Annotated in this window: 15 protein-coding genes and 1 pseudogene; 7 read left to right on the forward strand and 9 right to left on the reverse strand. The window is 58.8% G+C overall.

Translation table 11 applies throughout. The features are described from left to right. Nucleotide 1: 1 nt before the first annotated feature. The 3 genes from A3M7_RS44005 to A3M7_RS0113245 form a co-directional block, all read right to left on the reverse strand. Nucleotides 2-505 carry an acetyl-CoA carboxylase biotin carboxyl carrier protein subunit gene (locus A3M7_RS44005; protein WP_049823357.1) on the reverse strand — a complete coding sequence of 168 codons (504 nt, stop codon included), beginning with the start codon at nucleotides 503-505 and terminating at the stop codon, nucleotides 2-4. A gap of 1 nt (nucleotide 506) precedes the next feature. Further along, complete coding sequence (locus A3M7_RS0113240; RefSeq protein ID WP_027544385.1) at nucleotides 507-1,982, reverse strand: acetyl/propionyl/methylcrotonyl-CoA carboxylase subunit alpha; 1,476 nt, start codon at nucleotides 1,980-1,982, stop codon at nucleotides 507-509. Nucleotides 1,983-3,321: 1,339 nt separating this feature from the next. Beyond that, entirely contained in the window at nucleotides 3,322-4,260 is a 939-nt protein-coding gene (locus tag A3M7_RS0113245) for a hypothetical protein (protein WP_027544386.1), read from the reverse strand. A 996-nt stretch (nucleotides 4,261-5,256) separates the two neighbouring features. Between A3M7_RS0113245 and A3M7_RS0113250 the strand changes: the two genes are divergently transcribed. The 4 genes and pseudogenes from A3M7_RS0113250 to A3M7_RS0113260 all read left to right on the forward strand — a co-directional run bounded on the left by A3M7_RS0113250 (nucleotide 5,257) and on the right by A3M7_RS0113260 (nucleotide 9,053). Next, on the forward strand, nucleotides 5,257-6,426 hold the full coding sequence (locus A3M7_RS0113250; protein WP_156936861.1) for a hypothetical protein: 1,170 nt from the start codon (nucleotides 5,257-5,259) through the stop codon (nucleotides 6,424-6,426). Between the two features lie 226 nt (nucleotides 6,427-6,652). Then, on the forward strand, nucleotides 6,653-6,898 hold the full coding sequence (locus tag A3M7_RS0113255; protein WP_245284233.1) for a hypothetical protein: 246 nt from the start codon (nucleotides 6,653-6,655) through the stop codon (nucleotides 6,896-6,898). A 297-nt stretch (nucleotides 6,899-7,195) separates the two neighbouring features. Beyond that, a pseudogene (locus tag A3M7_RS50430) lies at nucleotides 7,196-7,438 on the forward strand (type IV secretory system conjugative DNA transfer family protein); the annotation flags it as partial. Nucleotides 7,439-8,225: 787 nt separating this feature from the next. Further along, nucleotides 8,226-9,053, forward strand: coding sequence for a YopT-type cysteine protease domain-containing protein (locus A3M7_RS0113260; protein ID WP_049823358.1), 828 nt, complete (start codon nucleotides 8,226-8,228; stop codon nucleotides 9,051-9,053). Nucleotides 9,054-9,711: 658 nt separating this feature from the next. Here the strand turns inward: A3M7_RS0113260 and A3M7_RS51035 are convergent. The 3 genes from A3M7_RS51035 to A3M7_RS0113275 all read right to left on the reverse strand — a co-directional run bounded on the left by A3M7_RS51035 (nucleotide 9,712) and on the right by A3M7_RS0113275 (nucleotide 10,840). Then, a complete protein-coding gene (locus A3M7_RS51035; RefSeq protein WP_256374867.1) occupies nucleotides 9,712-9,846 on the reverse strand; it encodes a hypothetical protein in 135 nt (44 codons plus the stop codon). A 14-nt stretch (nucleotides 9,847-9,860) separates the two neighbouring features. Next, nucleotides 9,861-9,968 (reverse strand): hypothetical protein, encoded by a 108-nt coding sequence (locus A3M7_RS48470; RefSeq protein ID WP_371090183.1) that lies wholly within the window; start codon nucleotides 9,966-9,968, stop codon nucleotides 9,861-9,863. A 128-nt stretch (nucleotides 9,969-10,096) separates the two neighbouring features. Then, on the reverse strand, nucleotides 10,097-10,840 hold the full coding sequence (locus A3M7_RS0113275) for an outer membrane protein (RefSeq protein ID WP_027544391.1): 744 nt from the start codon (nucleotides 10,838-10,840) through the stop codon (nucleotides 10,097-10,099). 927 nt (nucleotides 10,841-11,767) lie between these two features. Here A3M7_RS0113275 and metC point away from each other — a divergent pair. Beyond that, on the forward strand, nucleotides 11,768-13,015 hold the full coding sequence (gene metC / locus A3M7_RS44010) for a cystathionine beta-lyase (RefSeq protein ID WP_049823360.1): 1,248 nt from the start codon (nucleotides 11,768-11,770) through the stop codon (nucleotides 13,013-13,015). A 225-nt stretch (nucleotides 13,016-13,240) separates the two neighbouring features. Then, nucleotides 13,241-14,671: a C4-dicarboxylate transporter DctA gene (gene dctA, locus A3M7_RS44015; RefSeq protein ID WP_084302122.1), complete on the forward strand. Its 1,431-nt coding sequence runs from the start codon at nucleotides 13,241-13,243 to the stop codon at nucleotides 14,669-14,671. A 126-nt stretch (nucleotides 14,672-14,797) separates the two neighbouring features. On the opposite strand, the gene A3M7_RS0113290 is transcribed toward dctA, so the two are convergent. Then, nucleotides 14,798-15,823, reverse strand: a complete 1,026-nt coding sequence (locus tag A3M7_RS0113290) for an LLM class flavin-dependent oxidoreductase (RefSeq protein WP_027544392.1) — start codon at nucleotides 15,821-15,823, stop codon at nucleotides 14,798-14,800. A 255-nt stretch (nucleotides 15,824-16,078) separates the two neighbouring features. Here A3M7_RS0113290 and A3M7_RS51040 point away from each other — a divergent pair, with 255 nt between their 5' ends. After that, nucleotides 16,079-16,213: a hypothetical protein gene (locus A3M7_RS51040; RefSeq protein WP_256374868.1), complete on the forward strand. Its 135-nt coding sequence runs from the start codon at nucleotides 16,079-16,081 to the stop codon at nucleotides 16,211-16,213. Nucleotides 16,214-16,240: 27 nt separating this feature from the next. Here the strand turns inward: A3M7_RS51040 and A3M7_RS0113295 are convergent, their stop codons facing one another. Together A3M7_RS0113295 and hisC are read right to left on the reverse strand one after the other, a co-directional pair. Further along, nucleotides 16,241-17,263, reverse strand: coding sequence for an LLM class flavin-dependent oxidoreductase (locus tag A3M7_RS0113295; protein ID WP_027544393.1), 1,023 nt, complete (start codon nucleotides 17,261-17,263; stop codon nucleotides 16,241-16,243). Nucleotides 17,264-17,560: 297 nt separating this feature from the next. Continuing rightward, nucleotides 17,561-18,661, reverse strand: coding sequence for a histidinol-phosphate transaminase (gene hisC, locus A3M7_RS0113300; RefSeq protein ID WP_027544394.1), 1,101 nt, complete (start codon nucleotides 18,659-18,661; stop codon nucleotides 17,561-17,563). Nucleotides 18,662-20,381: the final 1,720 nt, after the last annotated feature.

The following is a 20,381-nucleotide window of genomic DNA, read 5'->3' on the forward strand; positions in this document are numbered from 1 at the left end:
TTCAGGTCCGCTCCTCTAGGAGCGTAACCAGTACAGCATCCTGTTCAAAGCTCTCGCCTTCCTTGAAGTGAATTCGCTCGACAATGCCATCTTGCGGAGAACGTATGACGGTCTCCAACTTCATGCTCTCGATCGTCATCAGGGCCGTCCCGGCAAAAACGGCCTGACCAGGCGAAACACGGGCGCCAATGACGACGCCCGGCATTGGCGCGCGAGCGACGGCTTGGCTTATCTCCTGCTTCGACGCAGCAAGCGTTCGCAATGGGTCGCGGTAATGCAAACTGCGCGTTTCGCCACTCATGTGCACGTGAATGGTTTCGCCATCAATGACGAACCTGACGGGCTGGCTTTCACCCGCAATAATAACAACACCGCAGCCGTCACCGCGATGGGAGAACGCGACCGGGGCAATCACCCTGTCATGCAAGAAGAGACGGTAGTCCTCTCGGCATCGTGACAGCCATAGCTGGTATTCGACGCCATCGACCTCAAAAGAGTGATTCACGTTAGTTTCTCCAACTGCCCAGCGCCGCGTGAAGGTCGGACACGGCATCTGCCGATTCGCGGACCGGTCCGGTCAGGAGGGCGCCTGCTACCAGGAAGGCCGACAAGTCGGCCCGGGGGTCGCCTGCGGCGATCTGCGGATGTTCCTCAAGATAACCTGTGTGAATGTGTCCACGCAGAAATCCGTCGTCCGCGAGGATTCGGGCAAGGAAGCTTGCATTGGTTGCGCAACCGAGAAGCACCAAGTCCCGCATCGCGCGATGCGCCTTTTGCGCAGTCTCGATACGGGAGGGGGAATGCACGATGATCTTGGCGAGCAAGGGGTCGAATGCTGTCGTGACCCTCTGACCTCGCGAAAGGCCGCTGTCGATGCGTATACCGTCGCCGTCGGGGTAGTCGAGCACAAGGGCCTTACCTGTTGTCGGCGCATATCCGCGCTCCGGCGCTTCGGCACATAACCTGGCTTCGATGGCGTGTCCGTTCGGCACAATGTCCGATTGTGCCAATCTGAGTGGGCGGCCCGCAGCGATGTGGATCTGTTCGGCAACAAGATCAACGCCGGTGATCATCTCGGTCACCGGATGCTCAACTTGCAAACGTGTGTTCATTTCCAGAAAATTGAACTCTTCTCCGCCAAGGATGAATTCGACAGTGCCTGCACTGTGATAGTTGGCTGCGCGGGCGATGCCGACGGCGGCATCGCAGATCCGTTGACGCAACTCCGACGACAGCCCCGGCGCGGGCGCCTCTTCGATGACCTTCTGAAACCGACGCTGGATCGAGCACTCCCGCTCGAACAGATGAGTAACGTTTCCGAATGCGTCGCCGAGCACCTGGACTTCGATATGACGCGCGCTTTCGATATATCGTTCGACATAAAGCCGCCCATCTGCGAAGTAGCGCTGCGCCTCGCTGCGCGCCTGCGCAATTGCATCCTCCAGGGCGCCGGTGTCGCGCACAATCTGCATGCCCTTGCCGCCACCGGCCGCGGAAGGCTTTACGACCAAAGGGGCTCCCAGGGCCCGGGCTCTGCGCACGAAGGTCGTTGGATCATCTTCCTCGATGGTGCAAGGAGCGACTGGAAACCCGTGCCGCTGTACGAAGTTCCGAGCCCGGATTTTGTCGCCCATCAGTTCGATGCTTTCGGGGGCAGGTCCGATGAACGTGATGCCGGCGCTCGTAACGGCCCTGGCGAACTCCGCGTTCTCCGACAGAAATCCATAACCTGGATGCAGTGCACCAGCGTTCGCTTTTCGGGCGGCGGCGATAATCTGCGGGATGTCGAGATAGGCCGCAATCGGCGTGCGTCCTCCGATCGCGATGGCTGCATCGGCCATGGAGACGGCAAGCGTGCCGGCATCAATGTCGTGGTAGACGATCGCAGAACGAAGCCCCAGCTTGCGAAGGGTCTTGATGATACGAACCGCGATCTCCCCCCTATTGGCGATCAGAACGGTATCAAAAGGCAGTTCGTGCATGTCCGTACCTTCTGCTGCATGGTGTGCTCGACGACAGACGTTGCGCTTGGACGCGACGATCGTCCTGTCAGCCCCGCGTCACGTATCACAACCGTTGATCGGATCGGTCTAAGGCTGCGGCACGCACTCGTGCCGCGGCACGAATACGATCGAGCGAAACCAGCTGTCGCGCATACCTCATCTCGAGCCGCCATTTCCTGTGGCAGCGTCCCGAACTGAGATGATTTGGCGACATGGCACGCTCAAGCGGTGGATATTGGCTTTGAGACAGGCCGCGACGGCGTCCTCATCAGGTATGTGGGCGCCGCAGAGGCGAAACGCATCCGGTGTGCACGCCTGTCGCGCCTCCGCTGGGACCGGCCGATCTCGCGCACCTGCACTTGCGCAGCACAGAGCTGTCGTCATTGCAACGCCAAAAAGAACAATCGTAGAGCGATGCGCTGTGGGGCGCGACGACCCGGTGGTTCGCTGCTTGCGGTTCAATGGCTATCCTCTGTCGGTGTGGCCTATGATATTGTTCATGCTGTCGGAAACGACACCAGCGCGTAAGAGACGCCGACGTCGCTCTCAGCTGCACGAGCGGTTGGCGTGCTTCCGATGTTCCGCCCTCGCATCGGAAATCGTGCGATGGGCGAGCTTGCGTTCAAGCCCCGCCGTGATGCGAGAATGCCGCGCTCCGATTTCAGGTGCCCGGTTCACCCGAGCGGCCGTCGGACCTGCGGTCCGCGCGTGGTGACCGCTTGGCCGTGTGGGAAGTGCACGGGCATCAGAACAGGGTGTCGCGATGCAGGTTAGAGAGTCTGTGAGGTTCACTATTCTCATCATGCGCCAGGAAGTGACCGACGGTCGGACGTGGTCCGCCGCCTTACCTGCGTGATGATACAAACTCACGTTACGTGCGATTCAAGCCCCTTGAGAGCCGCTCGCGAGAATAGGTCGAGACCGTCACGCTGCCAGAAGGGTCTGTGCCGAACAAAGTACCTGCCCAATGCTTGAGGCGGTCCGCATTTGCCGTTGCCGCGAGCTCATGGGATATGCAGAGCGAGAACACCCGTGCAGGCGCCAGGCGAATGAAGGCGTCTTGGGGCGCGCCATACGCCTCAATGGCAAAATGTGCGCGGAATCACAACGCGGCCTGCACCGGGGCAGGCCATCTCCTCGCGCGCAGTTCGATGCGGGCCTACCGCCCGGATCCGGTACCGCCGTGCATGGCGGAAATGCTTGTCGCAGCCGCGCAGTCAAGCCTCATCATGCTCCACCTCGAAAGGACGGGAGCATGATCCACTTCGGTGTGCCGTTCCGGGGCGCACGCGCGGCTATCTTCGAAAACGCGAACCTCTCACGGCTCGAGTGCGATCTGCAAGCCCTCGTCGCCTCCAACGTGAACGTAACGCGGCCCGATTGGCCGGCCTCGACCGCTGGCGACGGTGACAATGTCTTCCAGGGGAGCGGCGCGTGCATCCGCCTCAGGGCGGGACAAGATCAGATCCGCATGGAACAGACCTTCCGATTCCAGTCCGGTCGCATCGATGCCAAGAGCCGCCAACGTGGCCAAAGTCCTTTCAAATTCTTCAGCATCGCGAAATCGACGTTGAATAAATGTCGCGCCAGGAAGACGTTCCGTCACAAGACCACGCTTCGCGAACGTCGCAGCCAAGGAATCAAAAGGAAACATCCGCAGCACGAAAGAGATGATCCATGGACGCTTCTCTGTCGCATCGAGAATTTTGCTGAACGTCTTCTCGGTGACGTAGCCGATGCAGCCCGTTGACATGATGACGTCGGTGGAGCGGAGAATACGCGCGCTTTCGGTCGAAAGCTGTTCCTTTTCAAGGTCGGCGACAATACCTTGCTCAAGGAGACCAACGCCCGTTGCATAGCTGACGGCCGGTGCTGATACATCGAGACCGATAAACCGCGCAAGTCCAACATCAGGCCACGCCGAATAAAAATTGCGATCGAGACGCACCAGTGTTTCGGAACTGATCGCCCTCATCTCGCGTCGGGCATAGCGGTGACGCAAGCCGCCGAAGGTCAGTGGAAACCGATGCACCGCCGCGTTGATGCCGTATGAACAGCCGACATCAAGCACGATCGGCTTAACGCTGGTTGTCGAGGCTTTCGCTGCCAGAATCTGACGCACGACCGGCTCAGCCACATCCGGGATCATGTAATCCAAGTCTCCCAGGACGGAGAAATACGCTCTTGGATCATCCGAAGCATAAATGTCATCGAAGACAGCTTTATCCTGATTGATACGCGAAAAATCTGTTCGCAACCCCACGTCTCCATATTTCAATTTGCACGTAAGCCCGAGGCTCTTGCCTCGACCGGTACTCTCTTATTGCAGATGTTGGCCGATCTATGAACCTCACGGTGCTTTGCGTTCTGCCTGACCCCAATTCCTTGAAAGTGAGCCAGTCATTCTCCCTCCGTGAGGCCTGCAGCTCGTCGCATTGATGCTGACGCTGCACATTGCGGCGGGTGAAGACGTAGAGCGATGGCCAATCCGTGGCGACAAGCTGCGCATAAGGACGCTTTCCAAGATGCTGGGGCCGGGCTCGAGGCGGGCTGCGAGCATCTTCTCGACATAACGCCCACTGCAATAGTCGTTCCACTAGGCTTCGCCCTCCGCCTAGGTCTCTCTGTATGTCGAGGAGCCGGATGCGCTAACAGCTCAAGCGCATGACAATGTCATGGACCAATCGGACCGTAGAGACGATCTCTACAATAGTGGCCGCGATCTTCCCTTCGCAACCGCTCGAAGTAAGGCCATTGCTGCCATCTTGTAGTGGCTTGACCTCTCTCGCATCCAGACTGTTCAGCGAGACATCAGATGCCCCCCGCGCGCACGTGACCTGCCAATACTGTATTCATGATCGCCCTCCGGTCTTGACCTCTCATCTTCCTTCCCGCCTGGGCGAAGTCCTACGGGGGCTCTGAGAGCGTCTCGCCATTCTTCGAACCGACCCGTCATTCTCCACCCGCTGCGGCGGTTTCGGTTGCGAGCGATTCATCGGTTTGAATGAAAGAATATCGGAAGCCGGGTCACAGCTCCCTACCATAATTGGGAGGAGCGTGAGCTCGGTTCACTTCTATAGTCCCTCCTCGCACAGGCACTCAGCTTGTTGCAGCTTCATCGCGAGAGATCGGAAAAATCTCGCGTCCGCGCTGCACAGAACAGCGTGCTCATGATGACGCTCTACCCTTCGACAGGTTCAAAATGAAGTCTGGGCGATGTCAGGCCCGGACTGGAGGCGACTTCGAGACAAGCATGTCAGAGATCACGCGTCGTCATGTGTTAGCCCTTGGAGTTTCAGCGTGGCTTCCGGTGATGTCCGGAGGCCCGGCGCGATTCGCCGGGCCGGACCGAATCCCGGTTCTTGACCGAAAGTCGAATATCTATTTGAGCGAAGGAGAGACGGACCCTCGAAGCCTCCCAGCTATTGGGGCGCTGAGAGCGATGATGGTGTTTGTAGACTTCGCTGACGCACCCGGCGATGTCAGCGGCACGGAAGGGATAGAAGATCATCTCACCGGACACGGTAAGGCCGAGAAATGGTTTAGGGACCAATCGTACGGGCGCCTCACCTTCGAGATTGCCAGAATTCCTGGCTGGCGGCGCATGCCTAAGCCCTCCACCAGCTACACCGGCGCCAACAAACGTTTCACATTCCAGCAGCAGAAGGACTATATCTCAGACGCCGCAGCACTTTTCCCAGAACTCGATGTCCGAACCCACCCCCTGTTGCTTGTCGTTAGCGCGAAGACCGACGGGATTGCTATTTCACCAACATTTATCGCCACGCCGATCAATGCAGCTATGACTCCAACGGGGCCGGTTCGTTGGGGCGTGACCTTCGGCAAGGACAGCTATACCAACAACCACATGAACCTGTGTCATGAGATGTGCCACACCCTCGGGTTGCCTGATCTCTATAACTTCGAGCCACCGCGATTTACAACCGGCTCCTGGGACATCATGGGCGATATCTTTCGGGGGACTTCGCTGATCGGCTGGCATCGCCACAAACTTGGCTGGCTTGCAGACGAGCGCAAGGCGTACCTGACGCACGGTGAGTGTGAGACTGTCCTCACACCATTGCCAGGCAGCACAGGAACCTCGATGATTGTGGTACCAGCCGACGGCGCGTTGAATCCATCGAAAGTGTACGCGATCGAACTTGCACAGCCGATTCGAGGCCACGATGGCACAACCACCGGCGACGGTGTCCTTGTCTATAGCGTTGATGCCGTCATCCCGACTGGACAGAGCCCGGTGAGAATCGTGCCGGCCAAAACGACGGCGAACTTCAACTACGGGGAATTGTTCGAAGCGCCGTTCTCCGCAGGATCAATCCTCGATGACCCGACGTTGCCGTTCAGTCTTTCGATCAAAGCCAAACGCGAGGACGGCTACGTTGTCGGCGTGAAGGTGCGCTAGCCGGAGTTTTCGCAATGCTATTCCTCCGCTCAAGGGCGGAGATGCTCCTCGAATTCCGCACCGGACCAGATCGCAGCCTGAGGGACACAAAGCGGCAGGCAGACTCTTTCCAGGGAACGGTGCACTCTCCTGGCGGTCGCTTCCGCACGACCCCACTCTGCGATGTGATCTCGGCGCAGCCCAGTCTCGACGTGGGCCAGATTAACCGTAACAAATGAAGCTGGCTATGGCCTTCGGTAACAGCCGTCACTACGTCGTCGACAGCATCATACCTCGACATTTTGTCCAGACCGCCGCCAAGGCCGGGATTGGTGCGGGACTCGTAACCGCGATCTTTGATGAGCTGCGCACACAGGCGCTGGCGGCGATCGAACAGGTCACCGCGTCGCTTCCGAAGGCATTTCCTAGCGAAGTCGCTGACAGCATCAGCAATGGGGTCAAAGCTCGTCTGCGCAGGTTGGAGCAAGCGTGACGCCAAAAATCGACGTGCGACCAGCTGATCGGAGCCGAGGGGCATTTCCTGCCCCTTCCAGAAATCTCCCGCTCAATCGCACCGACTGAGCAAACAGCCGTGACCAATCGTGTAGGTGGGGTATCGCGTGGGATACTTGTGCACCAATCTTCTATCGGGACCTAACCTTCTGATCCACGGGCATTTCGAAGCGAACGGCTGCTGGGATTTGCATCTCGGATCGGCCCTTCTGAACCAACGTGAACCTCATACTCACGACTGTCTGCGCATGACCGGTTTGCTTAGAGCAGGCTGGATCAGGCTATGAAAAACTATGCGGGAAGCCAGCTGGCGTCCTGCCTCGGTCACCTCAAGGTATCGCGGGTCTGAGACCGCCGCCCGCCCGCTGCTGACGCCCGGTGAGACGATGCAGCTGCAGCCATCAGATGAGATCGTCAGGATGAAGAATCTCCATCCTATCCGCGCCAGGAGGGCGCTATTACGAGGAAGGACGGGTTCCGGCAGCGCATCCTGGCGCCTCCGACGCTGACCAAACCCAACGACCTACGGCGCGCCTTGAGCGGGATGTCGCGATTTCGATCGAGACGTCGCTCTCTTCATCCACTCCTGGCTGGCGGCGTTATGATAATTTCATTGCTGCGTTGGGCCGCCGATCAAGCCGTGGGCCCAACCTGAGGCAGGAAATCCGGATGACGTGGATGGCGTTCAAGAGACCGCTGTGCTCCGCCCCATTTCTATCAGCGGACTATTGAGCGCTTGCCTGAAAGGTTCTGTCCACGGCGGCGCCACGCCGCACGAGGCTCGTCTGCGCTAGCTAGCCGGAACGACGTGGACGACGACATGAAGGTGAGACCCCTCGTCTAACCACAGTTCCGTGCGAACCGAAGCTGTCGCCTATTCCGACGTCACAAACTCGTAGGTGAGGTTGTGAGCGCTCTGACCACGTGTTCAGGTACACTCGCGCACGATTTGATGCAATGAGAGGCATGCCAAAACCAGAGTGCAGATCCGTCACGTCTCTGCTGCAGAACTGTTCAAGAGAACGCCATGACGCTACGCTTGATGATCACCGACAAGGGGCCCGCGATATGGGTCGGATTGCAGAGAGAGAGAGCAGCCTAAGCATTCAAGCCTTCCCTCATTCGCCCTGACAATGTTGCTGCCAGCTCCAGACTTCCAGATGCTGTCAGATTGGCGATCCCTTCCTCATCCGCTCCAGCTGCGCACGAGCGTCAGCTTGTCGTCAGATTGACTGAATATATTCGCAGCAGGGCCTTGGGGCGCACACGGTGCGGAAACGTACGACCGAAGCGATAGGCGAATCTCCATGCATATCCAAATCAGCGCCTCATCCACAGGTGCTCATCAAGCCGACGAATCGAGCCAGTCGATGGACGATTGCAACTTTGCGGGAAGACTTGCTGATCTAGCACTTCAGGGCAAGCTGTCACCTGGCGGTGCGTGCGACAAAATGGGACTCTGCTGCAGCAAACCACATACCTCTGATGCGCATATTCCTACCCCTAGCTCCTTCCGCTCGACCCCACCCTCTTCGTCGCCCGGATCCAGCCCATCCCCTTCAGAAAGACCGGTCATTCCCCTTTTCGCATACCGGACTGCCGCATTGCGTGGCGCGAATGTAGACGGCATTTGCGCTGGTCTGGCGGCAGAGTGGCTCCTCAATCTTCCGAGCAGTCCGTCATCACGAATGAGCGCACTGCGGCCTGGCTCGCAAACTTACGCCTCAGCGGCCATGCGGCAGCAGCGGTATGAGGAACTCAAGGATCGATTGCAAAGTAATGAGGCGGAAGGTCCTCAACCAAAAGACATAATGTTGCAGGAGGCAGGCTTGCAACCATCCGAACGACGGATAGGATATGAGTTTAGCAGGTCGTCGGAGATCGCCGGGATCGTGAATGAAGTCACCGAAGACCCATCTGTCTATTTGCTCAGCTTGCGCTTCCCCGAAGGATGGCCCGGACACCTAGTCGCAACGTCCACCTCCAATGGAATGACCACTCTCTTCGATCCCAACTATGGAGAATTCGCTGTCGCATCAGACCAGGTGGGTGACTTGCTCAGAAGTTTCGCCGATGATTGCACCAACGACAGCGGCCGTTATGTCGTGACAGTCGTCACACAAAGAATGAGCTGAAATACAGACCGCAGGCCGCCGGCGGAGAGCGCCTTATCGGAAGGTGCGGCGTGCTGCGCGAGTTGGCACTTTGTGTTTTGCTAAAAGGCGGCGACTGCCGAACTCGAATCCCGCAACAACCTCGCGCGCCTGGAATGCAGAGTTCACGCTCCCGCGCGAGGCCCTTGTCGCCGGTTCAGCCTCTCGGAGAAGCGCGTCGTTCGATGTCGCGCCGGCCAAAGGTAGGTGGCAGGGTGCAATTCGCAGTTCGTCTGACGGGAAGGTGCAAGCGTTCACAAATCACCTTGAGCCCTCGCAAATTGAAGCCGGCTGTTGCTGTCACAGATGCGACATGCCGTCAGCGCCGTCTGATGCCAATGGGACAGCATGAGTCCGAGCGTATTTCGTCGGCACAGAGGAGGCCGTCGGATCGCGGCCCGTCGACCAAGGCCTGCGGGTTGGTCGCGATCGAGATGAGTGGAGTGCGCATCCGGGACAAGTCGGAAATGGAGCTGGCGGCGCTTTCGAGGGTTCTGTCGGCGCATCGGGGCATGCGGTGATTGCACTACGGTCTGACCTCAAGGTGGTGCTGGCGGCACAGCCGATCGAATTTCGCAAGTCGGTGTACACGCAGTGGTGTCGCCGTGATTGAAAGCATCGGCATCGATAGCGAGCAGATTCAGTCGAACGGGCTCATTGACACCGGTCTGGCCACGATTGCGGCGACGTTGCGGCCGAGCACGGCGAGACTGGAGGCGGCAGGATGCTGGTCCACATAAGTCTGCAGCCATAGCCCGAGTCTCTCGATCGGCATCGCGGCTGCCGCCATCAACGACTATGATGAGGCGATGCCCGTAGGCTCTTTAGCGACCAGGCGGCACGCTTCACCCAGCCGGCGAGTGTCGCACGGTCAGTACGGATGGCTTGGCCGGCCATGAGCTGCACCTGCCGGTGCCGCGGCAGATGCCAGCAAACCTCGAGATCACCTCGTGGGTCACCAGGATCATAAAAAAAGCCCCGGCCTGGGGCCGGGGCTCTCGATCCATCGCTCTAGCGCGATGGAGTCAGTATTTGAGAACGACCGGGCCCCAGAACTTGTAGTTCAGCCGCGCGGTCAGCAGGTCGAAATCCTGCCCGACGCGATCGCTAGCGACCGCACCCGCGGGGGTGCTGAAGTTCACGTTAGCGTCGTGCCGGAATATATGGTCGTACTCGACGCCGACCGACCAATTCGGCGCGAAGCCGAGTTCGATGCCCGCCCCGACCACGCCGCCCCAGCGGGTATTGTCGGTGCTCGCCAGCGGCGCGCCGGCGAGAGTGTTGATCTGATAGGTATTGCCGGTCACCGCGGCACCGCCCTTGGCGTAGAGCAACACGTTGTTGATGGCGTAGCCGACCTGGCCCGTAAGCAGGCCGAACGACCCGGTCTTGGTCTGGTTGATGTTCGTCGGGAAGGCGGCGCTAACATTGGAGCCGCTGAAATCGGCCCAGTTGCCTTGGCCTTCGACACCGAAAACCACCTGGCCCGTCTGCCAGCGATAGCCAAGCTGGCCACCAACGGTTCCGCCGCTCGCGTCATGAGAGCCCTCGGGCGTGACGCCTCCAAAATCCCAGGAGCTATGGGTGGAACCCCAGCCGCCATTGGCACCAAGATAGAAGCCGCTCCAGTCATAGATTGCGGCCGCGACCGGTGCTGGCGGCGGCGGTGCCTTGGTGTAGATGGGCTGCTGAGCGAGATCGGCGGCGAATGCGGGCGCTGCCCCGATCAACGCGACGATGCTGGCAGTCACAAGCAACAACTTCTTCATTTCGAATACGCTCCTTCACATGTCCCCTGCGCCACGCGCGTCTTAACAGTGCTGTCGCGAATTGCTGTAGCTGTCGCGCAACATTCTCGCTTCCAGAAGCGCTTAAATCTAACGCCGCGTCAGGTTGCGCGTTCGTCGATCATGATCAAACCGACAAACACGCAGTAGTCCATCGTGTATCGAACCCAAGGACGTACGCGTCAACTCCGATATGAAGTCGAGGCGTCGTTGCACTCGAACCAGAGCGATTACGACAGGCGCGCACACTGAAGCAGCGACGATCGTAGAGAATCGAGCGAGCGCTATCATGTCGTTCCATTTCCTCTGATCGTCACGACCCGGAAACCGGACACAGCCACTATCTGGTCCCTCATGACGGATCACGTCACGGTCCGTGACTGGGCTGAACGTTTAAACGATCAAGACTGCACTGGCATCAAACGCGGCACGCGCGCTGCTCGTTGACCTCGTTCACAACATCATCGGGAAAAAGCCAGTTCGAACATAGTCGCCCGATAGTGGCGGGTTCTCAACACGATGTGTTTCGTTCGCGACAAAGCGCGCGCGCGACGTCCACGTCGTGCGCATTCACGATGAGCCGTTGCGATCGAGGGCCCAGCACGCTTGGCCCGCCCCTTGCTTCGATGGCGCTTAAAGGATTTGGCTCGACTTAGTAGCAGCGGTGAATGCCGGCCTGTTGGCGGATCTTACGAGGGAGCGTGCTTTGATACTGCGCCGTCCTGATGTGCGACCAATCTTGATGAGGCGCAAGCAACGCAGGTGGTTCTGGTGCGAAGGAGCGAGCCGATTTCATTTGGAACGAGAAGGCGACCTACGAAAACGACGCGCATCGATTAGGCCCATCCGAACCGCACCTGGTGCCGCTCCCCCCGGCCAGGCCGAACACAATCTCAAAAGAGAGAAGCAATGAAATACCTGGAGGACAGCAAGGACCTGGACATCGAGACCCGGCTTTCTCGTCTCGGCCGTGCGCCCGCCGAACATTCCGGGATGGTCAACATGCCCGTCTACCGGGGCTCCACAATTGTTTCGGAAACCCTGGAGGAATACGAATCGCGCAGGCAGAGCGATCCGACGGCGAACTACGGCCGCTTTGGCTCGCCTCTGTCCCGCGCACTTGAGCTTGCCGTTTGCGGATTGGAGGGCGGCTATCGCTCGCTCCTGTTTCCGTCGGGGCTCTCTGCCTGCACGCATTCGCTTCTCGGCGTTCTGCGCGCAGGCGACCACGTTCTGATCAGCGACGGCGTCTATACACCTCTCAGGACATTTGCAGACGAGGTTCTCTCAAGACTTCAGATCACGGTGCATTACTTCTCTCCAACGCAGCCTGCAGACCTTGCAGCGAGAATCACCCAGAAGACCCGGGCGATCTATCTGGAATCACCTTCGTCCCTCACGTTCGAGGTGCAAAACATTCCTGCGCTTGTTGCCATCGCCCGTCGCTCCGATGCGGTAGTGATCATGGATAACACATGGGCAACGCCTCTGTATTTCAAGCCGTTTGTGCACGGCATCGACATCTCGATCCAAGCGGCAACCAAATATATCGTCGGCCATTCAGACGCGCTGCTTGGTATCGCCACTGCCAACGAATCGGCGTGGCCGGCGCTGCGGTCGAGTGCCCACGATTTCGGGGAGATCGCTGGGCCGGATGACATCTATTTGGCCCTGCGGGGACTGCGTACCCTGGCCGTCCGCATGAAGCGTCATTGGGACAATGGCCTCAAGCTGGCCCAAAGCGTTCGGTCGCATCCAGCTGTCGACAACATCTTGCACCCGGCGTGTCCGGGCGATCCTGGCCATGCGCTTTGGAAACGAGACTTTTCGGGGGCGAGCGGCCTCTTTGGCGTTGCGCTGAAACCGATGTCGCAGCCGCAGCTTTCGACTTTCTTCAATAGGCTGCGGCTTTTTGGCATCGGCTGGTCCTGGGGCGGATATGAAAGCCTCGTGATGCATGTCGACCCATTGAAACGCGCGGAACCATCGCTTGCACTCGCTGGACCACTGATTCGGGTTCACGCGGGCTTGGAGGACGCAAGCGACCTGATCTCGGATATGTATCAGGCGCTTGATGCGGCTTGCGAGACAAGAAGCAGTCGCGTTGATCCAGACAATGATGATGCGCTTGTCGCTGATCTCTCCAAACGAGCTTAAGCGCAGTCAACTCGAAGCCGAACCTTGGCTTGGCCAAGAGAAGTCGGCAGTGAACGAGTAGTAAAGGGAACGCCATCGGCGCTTGTTGATGAAGAGCGCGAGACCCGCTCGTCATCGAGATGCTCTGGCCCACGATTGCTGGCCAGAAGTGCGCTCGCGGGATGGTGTCGGAGCAGCTCCGATACCCCATCGAGCGGGACCGCCGCCAAACCTGGGAGGAGCGTTATGACAACCGTTGCAGCTGCGCCAACCGCGCGGGCGTCTCGGTCATGGTATAAGATCCTCTACGTCCAGGTGTTGTTGGCCATCCTCCTCGGCATCATCGTCGGCTGGGGCTGGCCGTCGCTTGCCACCTCTGACTGGATGAGGGCGCTCGGCGACGGCTTCATCAAGCTCATCAAGATGGTGATCGCGCCGATCATCTTCTGCACCGTGGTCTCCGGCATCGCTCATATTCAGGATGCGAAGAAGGTTGGCAGGGTGGGGATCAAGGCGCTGGTCTATTTCGAGATCGTCTCCACCCTCGCGCTCGTGATTGGTCTCGTCATGGGCAATCTGTTTCAGATTGGTCGCGGCCTTGCCGCCAAGCCCGATGCGGCCGCAGTCGCCAGCTATGTCGAGCAGGCAAAGGCGACCAGGTTCGTCGACTTTGTTCTTAGCATCATTCCAGACAGCGTGGTCGGCGCGCTCGCGCGCGGTGACATCCTGCAGGTGCTGCTGTTTGCGATTCTGCTCGGCTTTTCTCTGATGGCGCTCGGACAGCGCGGCGAGAGGCTGCGCAGTACGATCGACGACGCCGCGCAGGCGGTATTCGGCGTGATCGCCATCATTATGAAGGCCGCGCCGATCGGAGCGTTCGCCGCCATGGCATTTACAATCGGCAAGTTCGGACCCTCGGCGCTGGCCAATCTGATCGGATTGATCGCGCTGTTCTACGCGACCGCCGCGCTGTTCGTGATCGTGGTTCTCGGCCTGATCGCGCGGTTCGTCGGCTTCTCCATCTTCAAGTTCATCGCCTATCTCAAAGACGAGCTCTTGATTGTGCTCGGCACATCGTCCTCAGAGAGTGCGCTGCCACAGTTGATGGAGAAGCTCGAGCGGCTGGGCTGCTCGAAGCCCGTGGTCGGCCTCGTGGTGCCGACCGGCTATTCCTTCAATCTCGACGGCACCAACATCTATATGACGCTCGCGACGTTGTTCATCGCGCGCGCCCTCGGGCTCGACCTCGCTTTCGACCAGCAACTCACGATCTTGATCGTGGCGATGCTGACCTCAAAAGGGGCGAGCGGCGTCACCGGAGCTGGTTTCATCACGCTGGCAGCGACCCTGTCCGCGGTCAACCCGGCTCTGGTGCCAGGGATGGCGATCGTGTTCTCGATCGACAAGTTCATGAGCGAGGTGCGCGCACTCACCAATATCATCGGCAATGGCGTTGCCGTTGTGTTCGTATCCTGGTGGGAAGGCGAGCTCGATCGGATCACGCTGCATGCACGCCTTGGCCGCCAGGCCGATCTGCCCGATGTGGCAACGGCGATCGTGACCGCTGACGCCCTTCCTGCCTCGGAGGACACGCGCAATTCAGAGATCGCGCGTGCACGAGGAGAAAATTGGACTGAACGTGCGCGTTGCAAACGCGGACGAACGCATTCGTCGTGATGCCGTTTCAACGCGACCAACGCCGGGTGGAGTAGGCGAAGGTCGAGGTCGCGGGTGGTTCCGCGCTTTGACCAAACGGGAACGAGCATTGAAGGCGAGCTGCTGTTGAAACGGCGGAATGATGACTCAGGATTGGTCGAGTAACTCGGATTGGATCGTCCTCGCGGTGTAGAGGGAAGCATCTAGCGGCAAATTACCAAATGCGAGCTGACAAAGCAGGTAATTTGCGCCTGCTTCCTCCAGTTGATGAAGCAGAACGTTTCGAACGGAGCTCGGCGTTCCGACGACGCACAATTCACTCTCGATTGCCGCATGGAATGTCAGCGGAAGGGGTTGTGGTGTCGGGATGTCATTGCGCTCGTAAAGGAATTTGAAGCTCCGCAGCCATTGCTCGTAAGCGGATCTGGCGAGCGAATAAGCGTCCGCCTCAGATCGCCCAATCACGATCATGCGCAGCAATCCAACAAATGGCCCACGATCAGGGGCGCTGGGGCTGCGCTCTCGATGGGTGTGGTAGGCATCGGTAATTTGGCGGACGGCGGCGGCGGGCCCAACGCAGGCGAGGTTTGCGCCATTGCCCGCGGCCCAGATGGCCGTCTCGGGTCGATTGGTAGTCACCCATATCGGGGGAGATGGACGCTGGTGAGTCGTTAATGTCAGAGGAACCTCATTCAACTGGAAATGTCGGCCTTGATAGGACAGAACTCCCCCCTTCATGGCCTTCAAGAGAATGTTGTTGGCTTCCTCGTATCGGCTTGGCGCCGCATCCTCGCAAATTCCAAAGTAGCCTAACTCGACCGGCAGAGCGCCCCGTCCGAGACCCAGCTCGAGCCTGCCGCCGCTCAATTGATCGAGCATGCAGATCTCTTCAAAAGCGCGGAGCGGATGATAGAGGTTAAGCAGCATCACCAATGGGCCGAGACGGAGGTGCCGCGTACGCTGCGCGAGACTCGACAGGAAAAGACTCGGCGAAGGGCCTCTTCCATGGGGCGTGCAATGGTGCTCTGCCACGTGATACGCATAGAATCCGAGGCGGTCGTATGCCTCCGCCAACATGAGCCGATCTTCGTATTGATGGCCAATATCGCGGCCGTCGTCGTCCAGGTGATCGAAAATGCCGCAGGTGAGTTTTGACGAAGGCTGTTGTGTCATTAGAATATATCCTTGCTGAGGGGGAAGGCCTGCTCGTTTTCAGGGCGGGACTTAAGGGCCAGCCGCATCTCGCGAGCGTCGGGTCTGAGTTTTGTAGGTGCCGTGGGGTCGAGCGACGAGATCGTTGTTCCGTTCCGCCTCCGTGACGCTGGGGTAAGCGCTCGATGCGCGGCCACTTGGTCGTCAGCTGTAATAGGTCAATGCATGGCTTGAGCCGCTATCATCGTTTTCTCGTTCCACCAGTGGGATAACGAAATGAGTGGTATCGACGCGCGGTCGGCTATGCACCTCGCTTCAGGCATTCTGAGATCGCGGCAAACTGCAGCTAATGCCAATGCTGATGCGGATGCAGTGGTCAAGGCCGTCATCTGGAAAAACGGCAACGAGTAACGGTGGCTTGGTGTACCAAATGACGACTTAGGGATGGCCTAGCAGCTCGGATTGGATGGTTCTTGCGGCGTATAGGGATGCATCTAGTGGTAAATTCCCAAATGCGAGCTGGCAAAGCAGGTAATTTGCGCCTGCCTCCTCCAGCTGATTGAGCAGAAGGCGTCGGACGGGCGTTGGTGTTCCGACGACGCACAATTCGCTCTCGATTGCCGCATCGAATGTCAGCGGAAAGGCCTGTGGCGTCGGGATATCATTGAGCTCGTACAGGAATTTGAAGCTCCGCAGCCATTGCTCGTAGGCGGATCTGGCCAGCGAATAAGCGTCCGTCTCGGATCGCCCAATCACGACCATACGCAGCAATCCAACAAGTGGCCCGCGATCAGGGGCGCTGGGGCTGCGCTCTCGATGTGTGCGGTAAGCATCGGAAATTTTGCGAACACCGGCGGAGGGACCCACGCAGGCGAGGTTCGCGCCATTGCCAGCGGCCCAAATTGCCGTGTCGAGCCGATTGGTGGTCACCCATATCGGGGGAGATGGACGCTGGTGAGTCGTTAATGTCAGAGGAACCTCGTTCAAGTGGAAATGTCGGCCTTGGTACGACAAGGCTCCGCCCGTCATGGCCTTTAGGAAAATGTCATTGGCTTCCTCGTACCGGCTTGGCGCCACGTCCTCGCAAATCCCGAAACAGCTTAACTCGACTGGAAGGCCCCCCCGTCCGAGACCCAGCTCGAGCCTGCCGCCGCTTAATTGATCAAGCATGCAGATCTCCTCAAAAGCGCGGAGCGGATGATAGAAGTTGAGCAGCATTACAAATGGGCCGAGACGAAGGTGCCGCGTACGCTGGGCGACACTCGACAGGAAAAGACCCGGCGAAGGACCTCTTCCATGGGGCGTGCAATGCTCTGCCACGTGATACGCATAGAAGCCGAGGCGATCGTATGCCTCCGCCAAAATAAGGCGATCTTCGTATTGACGACCAACATCGCGGCCGTCGTCGTCCAGGTGATCGAAAATCCCGCAGGTGAGTTTTGACGAAGGCTGTTGTGTCATTTGCATAGATCCTTTTTGGGCGGAATGCCTGCTCGTTCCCCAGGAGGGCTTAAAGGCGCCGCATTTATTATGGCCACATCTCACGACCGTCGGGTCTGAACTTCGATGGGTGCCCGTGCGTCGAGCGCACGAGATCGTTGTCTCGCTTCAGCCCTGCCACACGCGCAGGCGTAAGCACTCAATGCGCGGTCACTTAGCCGTCACCTGCATGGGTCCTTGCCTGGCTCGAGCCGCTATCATCGGCTTCCTGTTTCATCAGCAGTATAACGAAGAGAGTGGACATCGACGCCCGGTTGGCTATTCACCTCGCTTCAGGCGTTCTGAGATCGCGGCAACGGCAGCTAAAAACGAGTCCATTTGTTCGTTTGTGCCAATGCTGATGCGGATGCAGTGGTCGATGCCGTCACCTGGAAAAGCGGCAACGAGTATTCCTTCTCTCTCCAGTGCAGCGTGCCACCACCTGCCGTCCTGTCCGTTCGGGACACGCGCCAGCAAGAAATTGGTATGAGAGGGCGCGACGTGGAACCCGAACTGACGCAGTGCGGCCGCAACTCGTTCTCTCTCGTGCCTGATATGTCTATGGTTCTCTTCGTAGGCCGCGCGATGTGAAAGGATGCTGACGCCGACCGCATGCGCTATGACATTCATGTTGAAGACGTTCTGGATGTTCCGCAGTCTTCCAATCAGCTCTGGATGACCAAGGCCAAAGCCGACCCGAATGCCGGCGGCCGCATAGCTCTTTGAAAGCGTTCTGAGGAGCAGGAGATTGGGGTGGCGGCGGACGAGCCGTAGACCGTTATCAGGTGCGAAGTCGACATAGGCTTCATCCAACACGACCAAGCGGTCAGATTGTGTCACGAGGCGTTCGATGTCGGCGATGGGGGCGAACGTCCCAGTCGGATTGTTGGGATTGGCTAACAAGATGAACTTGGCGTCCTTTGCCGGACCGAAGAGCAGCTGATCAATCGGAATCGAATGCGAGCCGCTCCACAAAACTTCAAGAAACTTGGCGCTCTGCAACACAGCTAGCTTACGATTGAACGAAAACCCGGGAGACAGCATTGCGACGCTATCGCCCGGCGCAAGAAAGGCCCTGTAGATCAGGCCGAGAAGCTCCGACGATCCGTTGCCGGCGATCACATGGTCCTTTGAGAGGCCGTAGGCATTGGCGGCAGCCTCCCTCAAACCGATGTTATCGTCTTCCGGATACAGATACTGACGCTCGAGCGCCGAGATCGCACTTCGCCATACCATTGTTGGTAGTGGAAATGGGTTCTCATTGGTGTTTAGTTTCACGTAACGCGCATCTGGCGCCCGCTGGCCGGGCGACTGGGCTTCTAGATCCTTAGCCGGCTGCGCCAGAGAAGAGAGCACACTTTGCAGTTTTGCATCGACCATATTCTTGTCCCTCTTGATACGCAGACGGCAGTCGCCATTAAGAGTGTGCTTGACGGTCTAGCGAGAAATCCGTTTCGCACAGCTGACGTGGCGTCGCCTGGCTCGTTGGCGATGCACGAGCCAAAAGGCGGCGGTTAGAATGCAGCGCATCGCAAGAACGATCTGGCTGTTTGTTCGCGACGTTGCGATCGCTCTGTCAATCTCAGCCGACTGCGCGCAGCCGAGTCTGGTCGCTAAGCCAGCCCTTGCAGTCCCAGCACGATCGAGCCGCAAGCCTTGGTTTGAAAGTCGGTACATTGGCAGCGTCATGCGATGCTCCCCGGCGAGGCACTGACCTACGCCGGCTTTTCTGAAGGCCGTGGCGACCTGTTTGCCGAAGCTACAATTTGACGCTACGTGCGAATCAAGTCCTGTCGACGTGCTCGTCGCACGAATTCGCGCAAGCTTGTGGCTGAACGTTCGTTGGGCCTAGCTCGGGCTTTGAGAGCGCGTGCGGCGAATCAAGGGCGGTTCGGGAGCTATCACGGGGCAAGATCGGTCGCCGGGGCGAGCGCCGGACGGCTCTCGGGCACTCGACTGTTGGAATTCTGCCCTTTGTCAGAAAGCAAACACAGCCCATGTCCTGAGCCGCGCCGCTTCACGAGACGACATTGGCTGCGAAGTCTTACGTTGTTGATCGCAGTGGCCCAGATCCTGCAACGCGCTCACCGGTGGCGCTATGGGAATAAGGTGTGTGTTTGTGCCTCGATCTTGGCGAAGAACGTGGGAAATTCGGTCGGCCGGAGCCGACGACTGGCGCCCATCGGCCTCACGCCCTTCGAAGGTAACATCCTGAGCGAGGACGCAAGACGCTGGTTCCGGCCGCGGCCTCGCACAATCCCGAGCTCCTCGCCGGAGCGCCGTCTCGGGCAGCCGGCTGGCCGATGGCTCGCTGCACTCATCCGCCGCTTCAACGTGAGCGATTCAGGTGCGACCCTGCAACCAGTGTCAAGATCGAGGTCAATCGCAGCAGATATCGGCAGCTATTATTCGGCGCCCTAGACGTCGATGAACGGCTCGCGAGCGCTATCGCATGCATCGATCGACAGTGGCGGCATTCCTGCGACGTCGCCGGACGTCACCAAGCTCGCCGTTGACGAGTTCAGTCAAGACTGCGCTCGGCCTATTCCACTTGAATCGGGGACCCGATGTGAACCGCATGTTGTTGTTCGTCAGCTAAGAGCTACGCCGACATCGATACTGTGATCGCCGGCGTTTGCGCGTTCGCCGGCCTTTGCAAGCTGCGATCAGCCCCTCGCAAAGCGAGGTTACCGAGTCTTACGAGCGAAATCGCACGCACCAACACACCGCGTCAGATTCCGAGCAATGCGATTGCATGCGAGAGCAGGCGTTTTGTCGCAGGTGAGGAATGAGCATCCCTGCAAAACATCGGCGCTCCTCGCATGGGACTGCACCAGAGGAGACCGCTAGCATCGCATTCCAATGTTTGGCCGGGAAAAAATCCCATTCTGATCGGGAAAAAGATGACGCATGCGCCAAGTTGTTATTCAAAGGTTGCCGACGGATCGCGGTCGGCTACAGATGGAGTCGGAAAATCGTTGATGCAGGTCCATGGAACTCGTGCCGTGCGCTGTGAACGCAGGACGACCTTATAACAAGGACGTTAGGACCACGATGCGTTTATAGCAGTGCCATGAAAGAGCGCTATGTCTAGCTGGCG

It is taken from the genome of Bradyrhizobium sp. WSM2254, from assembly GCF_000472645.1.
Taxonomy (GTDB): domain Bacteria; phylum Pseudomonadota; class Alphaproteobacteria; order Rhizobiales; family Xanthobacteraceae; genus Bradyrhizobium; species Bradyrhizobium niftali.